An 11,915-nucleotide genomic window follows, 5' to 3' on the forward strand; every position below is an offset into this window, starting at 1 on the left:
ACAGCCGGTATGGTGGCTGGTATGTCAAGTCCTTCAGGTGCGACTGCTGTCGCAGTAACGAAGACGCTCCGCTAGCGGCGGAGCGTTCCTTCTTTTAACGTTTCCGACGCTTCGTGATCTACCCGGAGCGGCGTTTTGTGCTGCCCGGGGTTCATTCTCGAACAACGGAGCCTTTAGTGTCTTTTCATACTTTTTCTTCGCGCCGAAGTGACTCATCGGTGCGCGCTTGGCTGACCTTGGTCTGCCTTGCGATGCTGCAGTTTTTTATCGCTATCGATGTGACTGTTGTTAATGTCGCATTGCCCTCGATCGGAGCGGAGTTCGGCGCTAGCGAGCGTCAGCTCACCTGGGTCGTGGTCGCGTACACAATCGCTGGTGGTGGCCTTCTGATGCTCGGCGGTCGTCTTGGTGACATGTTTGGGCGGCGGCGCATCCTCCTTGCTGGGACTGCAATTTTCGGTGCAGCCTCACTGCTCGCGGGAACAGCATGGTCATTTCCTATCCTTGTTGCGGCGAGACTTCTTCAAGGCGTTGGCGAAGCGCTCGCTCTGCCCGCGGCAATGGCCATTATTGTCATGCTGTTCCCCGAGGGGACTCCGCGTTCACGCGCGCTGGGCGTATGGGCTGCTGTCGCCAGCTGTGGCTTGGTGCTCGGGTTCGTACTTTCCGGAATCATCACAGAGTTCTTGGGATGGCGATCGATCTTCTTGGTAGCTATTCCATTTGTCGCCATTGTTCTCGTCGCTACAAGTTTCCTCGTTCCGCCCGGACGCTCACTTGAACGCGTTCCGCTCGACCTGCGCGGTGCGGTCTTGCTCACGGTTACACCCCTCCTTTTTGTTTTCGGCATCGTCGAAGCGGGGTCAAGCCGCTATCCGATGATCTGGATCCTCGCGATTCTGGCGTCGTTCATATGCGGCACACTTTTCGTCGTGTTCGAACGAAAAGCCGCGAACCCTATGGTTCCGATTAGCTTCTTCCGACACCGTGCGAGAACACTGGCAAACGCGTCAACTGCGCTGTTGAGCGCTGCATTGTCGACATCATTCTTGCTCTTCACGTTCTACCTTCAGGATCGTCTGGGCCTGAGCCCGCTCGCCACAGGGCTCATGCTCGTCCCATTGGCTGTGTCACTGGTAGTTGCGGTGACATACGTGCCGCGCTTGCTTGGCCGTTGGGGTGCTCGCGTGTGCATCCTTGCTGGCCTTGTATTCACAGCACTGGCCATGGCATCAATTGCCCTAGTCGTCCATTTGCACGCACCGGCACCCGCAATGATCCCTGCCATGATCCTGATCGCAGCAGGCATGGGCTTCGGTCTCGTCGGGCTTCAATATGTCTCTGTTACTGGTGTCACTGAACAGGATGCAGGCATCGCTTCCGGAGTGCAAAGAGCTGCTGACCAGCTAGGCGGTTCAACCGGGATAGCAATCTATCTCGGGATCGGGTTTGCGCCAGCATTTTCTGGGAATACTCCGTACTTTGTCGCCAGCATCTTGGCGATCATCGGACTCGTTGCCGCGGGCCTCCTAGCCTCCCGAATCCGGATAGCTGTATCAAGCGACGCAGAAGTGACCGCGTCATGACACAGATCATCCACGCAAAATGGAGAATCGTGCGGATACTTCCGAACTTCGACTGACCACCTAGCTATGTCGAACATGACGACTGAGAAGTTCTGCTTTGAACCACTCGTGGCTCAAAGCAGAACGCTTCATTGTGCCGTGCCGCGTCCGAGTATCGGGCACGCTGCTTCTCCATGCTCAGGCGCGATGTGCGGTGCTGCCTACTGGAAGGTCCATCAGCCGACCAATCAGCTGAAGGTCGTCTTCACCGAAGCGAGGGTCAATGACAATCGTTTCTGAGGGGATCATGCCCGATCCGGGCATGATCCCACTGGCGGTGCGTGAACAGACTGCGTATGTCGATTCGGGGCCAGTGGTGGTGGACTCCGTGAAGGTTGTGTTCACGATCTCGGGATGGGCGCGAGTGTCCTCACCCTTGGGAGAGGTGCTATTAGAATCGGGGAGCATTCTTACGATTCCGGCAGGTATCGAATGTCGAGGATTCCCTGACGGACATGCACGAACGGTGACGTTCTATTTCCATCCTGAGTATCTGGTCGATCAAATGCGATGGCTATCGGCTACGCATCCCCTTGTGCACAATCTGCACCGCGCGCTTAAATGCGAACCACAACTCCAGCAGTTGCAACTGGCCGCCTCAGCGATGCGTGACCTTGCCCCAACGCTTGGACGCTTGGCGCGCCTGGGTAATAGTGACGGCGGGGATTTCGCACTGCTGTCGATGGCAACGAGTGTGTTCCATGCGGTGGGGCATCTGAACGGTATCCCATCGGATTTCAGCGAGGTGTCGATGGCTACGGGGGTAACCCCGCGTCGGGAGGTGACGCTGGCTATCGCACTGATGCGTGCCGATCTGGGGCGTCCATGGCGGATTGACGTGTTGGCCCGCGAGGTCGCGTTGTCAGGCTCGCAACTGGCCCGACTATTTCGTGCCCAGGTTGGGATATCACCGGCGGCATATCTTCGTCAGCTGAGAACAGACCAAATGGCCGAGCTTCTTGCCACCACGAGACTCGGTGTGGGAGAGATCGCTTCAGCCGTCGGGTGGAGCGACCCTGCTGTTGCATCGCGAGCCTTCAAGCAAAGATACGGGGTGGCCCCTCGCGCCTATGCGCGCTTCAAGCACAACGAAAGTCACGAACTATATTCGATACCCGCGCGGCTCCCTTGAACTACGCGCAACCTTGAGCCTCAGTCAAGAAACGTCTGCGTCACCGTGGCAGACCCGCAACTCCCGACGCCCTCCGTGGTCGGCCAACAGTCAAGTGCGGTCGTGGGATACGCGCCGGAGATCGTACAGCCGAAATGCTTCGCTCAGCGTCATGGCTGCCGCTGCCAAGGCCGGGCCAACGTCGCTATCAAGATCGCCGCGGAGCCGCACGACCGAACCGCCCCCAGCATCGCGTACCGTCTCGTTACGGTCGACTCGCATAATGCCGAAGTGGTACTGCGCGTGAGCCGCCGCGCTGCCTGATCGCCAGACGGATTGCGTGGCACCGATGAGGAGATCATCGTCGACGCCGTGCATATGCTCAGCCACCCAGTCGATCGCCTTGGTCTGATTGAACCTGATCTTTGTGACATCTTCCGTCATGCTGAGTGACTTCGCCACCGACTGCAGGCTGGCCTGCCGCTCACGCAGCTGGTCCAAGAGGTCGGCGCGAGCTTCCTGGGGTTTACCGTCCGGGATCTTCATATCGCGAAAAGATGTCACCTGAACGCGAAGATCATCGGCACGGAGCTTGAGCGCACGCTCGCGACGCTCTTGCCGCGCTGACGGTGCGAGCATCCACACCGCGTTCACGGCCGCGACAAACGCAGTTCGCGCGACGGTCATATAGGCGGTCGGATACATCGTGCTCGTTGCCCGCATGGCGTCGATTGCGAAATCTAGGTGCTCGGAAGAGATGCACATCGAGTACCAGATGGGGTTCTCGACACTTAGCCCCTCCATGGAGTCGGCCGCGAGCGAGCTTCCATGCTCAGGCGACGTCGGGTTCTCGGCGCGTTTCCGCCAGGCGTCGACGGCCAACGAGATTCGATCTAGCCGGCGTAGCCACTCGTTGTCCTCGGCAAGTTGAGGGTTTGTCCTGGACCGCCGCTTCGTCATGGTCGTAACCTATCCGTCTCGCGTTCCCAGGGCTTCGCGAACCGACATTTTAGCGCGCGGGTCATTGACGAATGGAGTGAATGTGCCATTGTAAGAGTCGTTTCTATCTGATGGATGCGGACTGTTCGATCCGCTCGGCTGCGTCACTGCACACTCGGTTAACTGTCTGAGCGAACTGGAGCATCGTTGCATGGAGCAAAGGTGTCGGTGTGCCAGGGATCGGTGTGGTCGCGAGGTGTCGCAACATCATGAAAGAGAAGTGGCTCAGGTCGCTCAGAAACTTCCAAGTAGCAAACTCCACGCTGTTATCGCCGTAGTGGACCTTTACCGGCGCGCTGGTAGTCAGCTTCCTCGTCGACTCGGAAACGTCGAGCCCCAACTCGCCCGCGAGGCGTTCGAAGTGTGTCCGTGTTGCTGTCCTCTCAGCAGTGATGTGCGCCGAAAGTGCCTCACCCATCTCCACAGGCACAGCGCCGACGGTAGGTGCAGCAGTAGCCAGAAGCAGGTGGTTCTCTGTGAAATAGAGCGAGTCGGTGAATAGCGCACGGAACGCTCGGGTGAGGCGTTCCTTGCGATCCTCGGGAGCCTGAAGCCAAGCGATCGTCGTCGCATCCTCGATGGCAGCGCGCATCAGCGGGTACAGCACCGTCGCGTCCAGGTGGAAACGCCCTGGTTCAGTCTTGAAGATATCCCGATGTAGTGCACGCAGCATCCGTGCAGCGTTCCTCGCTCGCTCCTGGACATACCTCGATACGGCGAGCGAGTCCTCGCCGACGGTTGCGCTGGCATTATCTCGGTGTAGTCGTGAACCGTCAGGGAACCCTGCATCCGCAAGCTTCTCGAAGCACTCGGCACGTTCCGTCCAACGGTCGCACGCCTGCCAGAGCTTTGCGACAGTCTCCTCTGGGTCCATTTCAACCTGCATTGTCCACTCCCGGGCTACGTCGCGTCTGATCCGTGGTGAGCCGAGGTCCCGGACCTGCGCCCCGTTTTCCGGGAATCGCGGGAGTGAGGAACCCTTCGCGGCGTGCAGAGGCGATCCAGTCTCTGACGGTCGCCTCTGGACGATCGAAGCGTGCTGCGAGACGTTTGAGGAGACCGACTCCAGCAGGTGCTTCTTCGAGATATGCGTGTGCAATCTCGGTGAGGGTGCTGTCCGGAAGTGGCGGGCGTCCTCGTTTGGTCTGCTTGGCGGCACGCGCGCCTGACTCGAGGGCGTTGACTTCTTCGGAAGTAAGTTCGTCGGGTCCACGATCCCGTCCCATGAGAACCTGGAGGCCATCGGTGCGCCATGCCTCGTGGGCCAGGGATTGCTGCGCCATTGCGACGATTCTTCCAAGTGGGATCCGTCGCAAGACATCGCTGGTGATGAGCTGCTCAGGTTCGCTGCGTTCTTTCTGCTGGTCGTTGCCATCCTCGCCGACGAAGTCGCCCCAGTCATCAAAGTATCCCCAAGAGGTTCGGAAGAGTTCTAGCTCAGCAATCTCCAGCCCCCGGCCGCGATTGATCAGAATGCCATAAACAGTGACGGGTAAGTCTCGACTGTTGTAGATGAAGTCAGAGACGTATCCTTTGCCGCGCGCACGTTCCTTGATGTAAAGCTCGAGGCGCTCGGTTTGCCAAGTCGATTCGTCATCGGGATCGAGTGCATCATTTCGATCCCAACCGGGGTCGAACATTGCGCCTTTGTAGAGGTCATTTAGCTGGCGCATGCGACTGCGGTCGTAAGACAGGTCTCGGACCTGCGGATGGTCGGAGCGGATGCGCAATTCGTCTTCGGGAACGTTGGGATCCACGTAGTCGTCGGATGTGAACTCAGGTTTCGGTGCCATGTCAATCAGCATATGACAGCAGGTTCGCATACAAGATGGTAAAATCTACCGACTTGTGCCGCAGGGATACTCGGCAGGTTTCCGGCCCAACATTTTAAGCTGTCAGCATTGGGAGGATGTGGCCGGACCACCTCCGCCAATTTCGCCAGGTAGCGAATGGTGGTGGCCGGGTCGGCGATTTCACGTTGATTGCCGATCGTGTGTGGGAGATCTGAGGCACTGGGAATCAGCGAAACTCGATCGGCTCGTCGGATGGCACGAAGCGGTGAAATCGGCGCTCTCGGCTCGAGGCGACACGTGGCTTGTGTCGCCTCGTCGTTCTGCGGTTGGCCCCGTACCTGCTGGGTGAGCCTGTCATGCCGACACAGCGGCGGACATGCCCCGAACAGCAGGGAGCTCCACCATGCCCGACCCCACGCCGCCACCGGCTATGCCCGCCGGGCACTTACCCGCACCCAGCTACGCCGACGACCAGGTCACGCTCTACGAGGGCGATACCGTCCAGCTCCTCCCGCTCCTCACGGCGGCGAGTATCGATGCCCTGGTCACCGACCCGCCCTACGGGCTCAGCTTCAACGGGCACTCCTGGGACGACGCCAGTGGGTTCCGCGACTCCCTCTCTCACCTCGATACCAGCGCAATGACTGGGCCAGAGATATTCGAGGCCTGGTGCACCGCTTGGGCGCACGGCGCATTGCACGCGCTGAAGCCGGGCGCACACATTGCAGTGTTCGGTGGTGCACGCACATGGCACAGGATGGTGCGCGGCATCGAGGACGCCGGGTTTGAGATCCGGGATCAGATTGCCTGGCTGCACACCACTGGGATGCCGAAGTCGATGGACCTTTCGCACGCACTCGACAAACACCACGGTGCGCACCGTCCCGACCGTACGGTGCAGACCACCGAGCATGATGGTGTGCTCGGTGCGACGCGCACGGTGCTCTCGAAGGGCACACCCGTGACGGAAGACGCACAGCTCTGGGAGGGGTGGGGCACGGCGTTGCGTCCGGCGTTCGAGCCGATCATCATCGCCCGCAAGCCACCCGAGCAGAACACAGTCCGGAACGTGCTCGCGCATGGTGTCGGCGGGATCAACATTGACGGAGCCCGGTTTGCCGATGACCGGTGGCCGACGAATGTCGCTTTCGATGCGTCCCAGGCGGACTCTTTAGATGTGTTGACGGGGACGTGGCAGGGCGAGTCGCTGTCACGGAAATTCCCCATCTTCCGTTTTGAACACAAGCCTTCACAGGCCGAACGTCCCCGCGCGTTCGGGGTGTCGCATTCGACAGTGAAACCGCTCGGACTCATGCGCTGGCTGATCACCCTGCTCACCCCGCCGGGCGGCACCGTGTTGGAACCGTTCGCCGGATCCGGGACCACCATCGAGGCCGCAGTCAGCGCTGGGTTTCGAGTGGTGGCGGTGGAGAAGGATCCGGCATACTTGCCGTTGATTCAATCTCGGTTGGGCCGCTGAACATCAATTCGGCCACATCGGTCCTCGCCAGATCACTGGAGGGCGGCAAACCCGATTCTTGCAGCTAGCTACGCGGAGACGGACGGATTGCTCACGAGACGACCGCGGTCATGGCGGACTCTCCGGCATTCTCGTCAGTCCGGTGATGTCCAGGGACGTTGTTCTGCCCCCGCGCGCAATGACCCCGTGCCTATTCAAGAAGTATCTGTCCAGACCGCTCGCCATTGAAGGCGTGTAGAGTTTGGGGTATGTCGAGTCCCGAATCAGACAGGTCAGGGGTTGTCGGTCACGCCGCCAGCCCCTTGAACCACTAGTTACAACGCCCACGATCTCTGTGGGCGTATGTCTGGCGTACCCGGGGCGCTGGCCGTGGTGACAAGAAGAACCATCTCTTGATCTCACACCTCGGAGTACTCGATGCCTTTTGCTTTATACATGCTTGCCCTGGCGGTCTTCGTCATGGGCACTTCAGAATTTATGCTCGCGGGGTTACTCCCTGCGATCGCGACCGAACTTGACGTCTCGGTCGGCACTGCAGGCCTGCTGACCTCTGCATTCGCGGTCGGTATGGTCATCGGCGCACCAGTGATGGCGGCGTTCGCTCGCCGTTGGCCACCGCGGCTCACATTGATCGTCTGCCTTATCGTTTTCGCGGGAAGCCACGTCATCGGAGCGATGACACCCGTGTTCTCTCTCCTGCTCATCACCAGGGTGCTCAGCGCTCTCGCAAACGCAGGATTCCTCGCCGTAGCACTGAGCACGGCCACAACCCTCGTACCAGCGAATCAGAAGGGGCGTGCACTGTCGATCCTGCTCTCCGGCACGACGATCGCAACCGTAGTGGGCGTCCCCGCCGGGGCACTGCTCGGCACAGCGCTGGGTTGGCGAACGACGTTCTGGGCGATCGCCATCCTCTGTATTCCCGCGGCCGTTGGAGTCATTCGTGGAGTCGCGAACAACGTTGGTCGGAGCGCGACTAGCGCGACCTCACCAAGGCTCCGTGTCGAGCTCAGCCAGTTGGCGACGCCGCGGCTCATCTTGGCCATGGCACTCGGGGCGCTGATCAACGGAGGGACCTTTGCAGCATTCACCTTCCTGGCACCCGTCGTGACCAAGACCGCGGGCTTGACTGATGGGTGGGTGTCCATCGTGCTGGTGATGTTCGGCATCGGATCGTTCCTTGGCGTCACGATCGCAGGACGCCTATCAGATCAACGACCTGGCCTCGTGCTCGCAGTCGGCGGACCGCTATTGCTGACAGGCTGGATCGTGTTGGCAGTGGTCGCGTCCCATCCCGTTGCGCTTATCGTCCTCGTCCTGATTCAGGGCTTTCTGTCGTTCGGTGTTGGCAGCACTCTGATCACGCGCGTGCTGTATGCAGCATCGGGTGCGCCAACGATGGGCGGTTCATACGCCACCGCGGCGCTGAACATCGGAGCTGCCGCGGGGCCGGTGCTTGGTGCGTTCGGGCTCGCGACCGGGCTGGGGTTGATCGCGCCGATTTGGGTCGCCTCGGTGCTGACAGCGATCGCTCTCGTCATCATGCTTCTCACAGGGCGCGCGCTCACGAAGACCGCGGTGGAGGCCAATTGATGAATCATCCAAATGCGCTTCTCACTCCTCGTACCCGTCTCCGGTTAGCCCGTCTGATTATCGAAGACGGCTATCCGGCCACGATCGCCGCAAAGATGTTCATGGTCTCCCGATCACGGCCCGGAAATGGGCCGGTCGCTACCAGGAAGAGGGTGAGTTTGGGATGCAGGATCGCTCCAGCAAGCCGCACCGGATCCCAGGCAGGACGCCCGAGCATGTCAAGAAGAAGATCATCAACCTGTGCTGGCGGCTTCGACTGGGGCCAGCCCAGATCGCTGCGCGACTTGGCCTCTCGACGTCCACTGTTCACGCGGTCCTCGTCCGTTGCCGCGTCGTAAACTGCCTCTCGCATATCGATAGTGTCACTGGCGAGCCCTTGAGGCGATATGAGCATCCTTATCCGGGATTGTAGATTCATGTCGATGTCACGAAGTTCGGCAACATCCCCGACGGCGGTGGACATCGTTACGTAGGTCGGCAGCAAGGCGCACGGGACAAGCTCGCGACTCCGGGATTGCCACGAGGAAAAGACCACAAGCCGCGCACCGGAACGGCGTTCGTTCACACAGTCATCGACGACCACTCCCGCGTCGCATATGCAAAAATCTGCTCGGACGAGCAGGCGAGCACAGCGGTGGGAGTTCTCGAACGCGCCGTGGACTGGTTCGCCGAACGAGGCGTGACCGTCGAGCGAGTCCTATCCGACAACGGGTCGGCCTACAGATCCCACGCATGGAGAGACTTCTGCGCTCGGCTCGGCATCCGACACAAGCGGACAAGCCCCTACCGGCCGCAGACGAACGGGAAGATCGAGAGATTCCACCGCACGCTCGGGGACGGATGGGCCTATGCCAGGTTTTACGGTTCAGAAGCCGAACGACGCCTGGCACTGCCCGGCTGGCTCCACTTCTACAACCACCACCGACACCACTCTGCGATTGCCGGCACACCCTTCGACCGACTCAAAAACGTCCCTGGACATCACAACTAGATCGCCAAGGAACGGATCATCAACAACTCGCCAGCGACAACGGCATGCACTGATTGGTTGCCTACCTGACAGGTATACCGCCCCGTAACAACGGGCGGCGCACCAGCATATGGAAAGGAACAATCATGGCCACCGGCCTCCCTGATGAAGAACCAAACACCCCAGCCTCCCTGGAAGCAAACGTGACGCCACGAAGTGTGCCCGCATATCTGTTCCTCGGGGTGATCCTCTGGTCTGATGACACCGAGGAAGATCCAACGGTGATCGCCGACCGAAACCCGGTGACGTTGGCACGGACCATGGCGGTGATGATCCACGAGATGATCGACGACTCACCCGCCTACGAGGGTGCGACGGAGTTCCTGGAATCGAATCCGCCACCGCAAGATTGGGTCCTACCCGAAGACGTCGACGACTGGTTGGAGGCGTTGCGGGAGGCAACCCCGTATCCGTCGTATTCGTTCCACCAGATCCCGACGACCGGTGGGGCCGATGGCACGAACCGTACCGTTGTGAACCGGTACCTGGACAGTGCGCTCCAGGCGCGTGAGCAGTCACTGAGTGTGGACGCTCCAGATGACCCCCGACGCCAGCATCCCGGCCCTGCGCACAGCCTATGACCCACCGGCACTACGTCGAGATACTCGGTCTCAGTGAGGCCCGCGAACATGACGATTTGACGCATGTTTCATACTCAGAGCCGCATCTTCACCCGATCCGCTGGACAACACCGGTGGGGCCGCCTATCCCGGAAGTACTGCCTGCGGTTGACCCGCGCCTGACGTGCGCATCGCGTGCAGATAGTCGGGCCACTAAATAAAGGAGAAACTTGCCATGTCTGATATCAACGTCACGCCACCGCTGGGATATGTTCCTGATCCGTTGACCCCGCACCGGGTGGTGATCGAGTTCGATGTCCTCGCGCGCAGTCAGGCCGAAGCTGACTACATCGTGAATGAGGTACTTGTTGAAGAACTTGCCGGTGAACCTGAGACGATTCGCACCGATGGGGATCGGGTGTTCGGGGAGGACTTCGGCGGTGACGTGTCGAGCATCACTTCGTGGATCCCCGTCACCGGCACTCCGGCAGCGACACCTCGCCAGGTTGTGATTCCGTCGCCGGGGTGGGAATCATTCGAGGAGAGCGGGATACCGGAGATCGTGGCCGAGATGTTCCCGCCCGAACCCCACACCAGCAATTTCAGCCTCCCCGACGGTGCACCCGACACCGAAGGCTTCGATGAAGCACACGAACAGTGGCGCGACGAATGCCTCTCACTCGCAATCCAAGCCTCACGACTCCCAGACACGCTCACGAAGCTGGAGCGAGCGGAGCGTGTTCGTGATGGGCTCATCGACCTCATCGAACGAGAACAGCTGCCCGTGGAGCCGGTGAAAGAGGATTACCTCGTCACCGTTGCGCCCGCGTACGAGGGCGAATTTGAGGATATGCGGTTTGCGTGGGATCACGGGCAGTGGCGCACCGCGTTCACCGACCTCGCTAGGCATCGAGAACATGCCCTCCAGGGGTTACTTGCTGAGGGCGGACCGCGGACGATGTTCCTGCCGGAAAAGTTCCATCGGGAGTGGCTTCCCGCGGACCTGATCGCGATCCAAACTCTCCGAACGGTCGTGGAACGGGAGACGGCCGGGCAAGGGGTACCGCTGCTGGACCGAACGCAACGGGAACAGTTGGAGGCGATGCTGTTCGCTGCGGACCCAGATGTGCGCATCTCCGACCCCGCAGACCCAGACCGAGGCGAGCTGTATGCCGGGCCTGCATCAGAAGCTCATGACTGGATTCCACCGGGCGTATATGACGCGGAGGGACTCGATGGCGCTGGTGAGTTTCGGGTCGTTGTCGGCAGGATGCCGATCGGTGAGGGGACTACAGCATCAGCGGCATTCCCTCCAGTCGAGCACGACAGCGCCACACTGAACGAGGTCGCACGCATCATCGAACAGCACACCGAACAGCACGATGCAGCGGCGGTACTGCGGCAGGTGAACGCGGCGGTTCTCCGCACCGGTCGCACCGGGGTGACCCCTGCAAATTTCAGTGACGCAACTTCCGAAGTACCGTTGACAAGACTCGAGCGTGGAGTCCTCTTAGGTGACCTCCTCGCTGACCGAGAACAGCACCTCGGCTCCGGCCCGGAGGACCCCGAATCGCCATCCACAGACCGTCATCCGGGGCGGCATTTGTAGCAAATTCATACTCGACCATCGCGGCAGCGTGGTGCGGTGGACTTGACGATTTGACGCATGTTCTATACAAATCCGCGCATCTTTACCCGAAATGCTGGCCAAACGATCGAAGGCT

10 protein-coding genes and 1 pseudogene are annotated in these 11,915 nt (G+C 60.3%); 8 read left to right on the plus strand and 3 right to left on the minus strand.

The features are described from left to right. Positions 1-176: 176 nt before the first annotated feature. Both AB0P14_RS04945 and AB0P14_RS04950 read left to right on the plus strand, forming a co-directional pair. A complete protein-coding gene (locus tag AB0P14_RS04945) occupies positions 177-1,586 on the plus strand; it encodes an MFS transporter (RefSeq protein ID WP_363838579.1) in 1,410 nt (469 codons plus the stop codon). 262 nt (positions 1,587-1,848) lie between these two features. Further along, positions 1,849-2,757 carry an AraC family transcriptional regulator gene (locus AB0P14_RS04950; RefSeq protein WP_271394425.1) on the plus strand — a complete coding sequence of 303 codons (909 nt, stop codon included), beginning with the start codon at positions 1,849-1,851 and terminating at the stop codon, positions 2,755-2,757. A 90-nt stretch (positions 2,758-2,847) separates the two neighbouring features. Here the strand turns inward: AB0P14_RS04950 and AB0P14_RS04955 are convergent, their stop codons facing one another. From AB0P14_RS04955 to AB0P14_RS04965, 3 genes are all read right to left on the minus strand, one after another. Continuing rightward, on the minus strand, positions 2,848-3,696 hold the full coding sequence (locus tag AB0P14_RS04955) for a hypothetical protein (RefSeq protein ID WP_183664397.1): 849 nt from the start codon (positions 3,694-3,696) through the stop codon (positions 2,848-2,850). Positions 3,697-3,799: 103 nt separating this feature from the next. Next, positions 3,800-4,621 carry a hypothetical protein gene (locus AB0P14_RS04960; RefSeq protein ID WP_271394424.1) on the minus strand — a complete coding sequence of 274 codons (822 nt, stop codon included), beginning with the start codon at positions 4,619-4,621 and terminating at the stop codon, positions 3,800-3,802. Further along, complete coding sequence (locus AB0P14_RS04965; RefSeq protein WP_206348526.1) at positions 4,611-5,528, minus strand: hypothetical protein; 918 nt, start codon at positions 5,526-5,528, stop codon at positions 4,611-4,613. Before AB0P14_RS04965 ends, AB0P14_RS04960 begins: the two co-directional genes overlap by 11 nt. A 403-nt stretch (positions 5,529-5,931) precedes the next feature. Between AB0P14_RS04965 and AB0P14_RS04970 the strand changes: the two genes are divergently transcribed. The 6 genes and pseudogenes from AB0P14_RS04970 (at position 5,932) to AB0P14_RS04995 (ending at position 11,800) form a co-directional block, all read left to right on the plus strand. Further along, positions 5,932-7,008, plus strand: coding sequence for a site-specific DNA-methyltransferase (locus AB0P14_RS04970; RefSeq protein ID WP_241095361.1), 1,077 nt, complete (start codon positions 5,932-5,934; stop codon positions 7,006-7,008). Between the two features lie 342 nt (positions 7,009-7,350). Beyond that, entirely contained in the window at positions 7,351-7,404 is a 54-nt protein-coding gene (locus AB0P14_RS04975; protein ID WP_011113070.1) for a chloramphenicol resistance leader peptide, read from the plus strand. 21 nt (positions 7,405-7,425) lie between these two features. Then, positions 7,426-8,601, plus strand: coding sequence for a chloramphenicol efflux MFS transporter Cmx (gene cmx / locus AB0P14_RS04980; RefSeq protein WP_183664392.1), 1,176 nt, complete (start codon positions 7,426-7,428; stop codon positions 8,599-8,601). After that, positions 8,601-9,592 (plus strand): annotated as a pseudogene (locus tag AB0P14_RS04985) (IS481 family transposase). The gene cmx and the pseudogene AB0P14_RS04985 overlap by 1 nt, the downstream one beginning before the upstream one ends. A gap of 125 nt (positions 9,593-9,717) precedes the next feature. Next, complete coding sequence (locus AB0P14_RS04990; RefSeq protein WP_183664390.1) at positions 9,718-10,212, plus strand: hypothetical protein; 495 nt, start codon at positions 9,718-9,720, stop codon at positions 10,210-10,212. A 214-nt stretch (positions 10,213-10,426) separates the two neighbouring features. Next, positions 10,427-11,800, plus strand: a complete 1,374-nt coding sequence (locus tag AB0P14_RS04995; RefSeq protein ID WP_183664388.1) for a hypothetical protein — start codon at positions 10,427-10,429, stop codon at positions 11,798-11,800. Positions 11,801-11,915: the final 115 nt, after the last annotated feature.

Source organism: Specibacter sp. NPDC078709 (genome assembly GCF_040686795.1).
Taxonomy (GTDB): domain Bacteria; phylum Actinomycetota; class Actinomycetes; order Actinomycetales; family Micrococcaceae; genus Specibacter.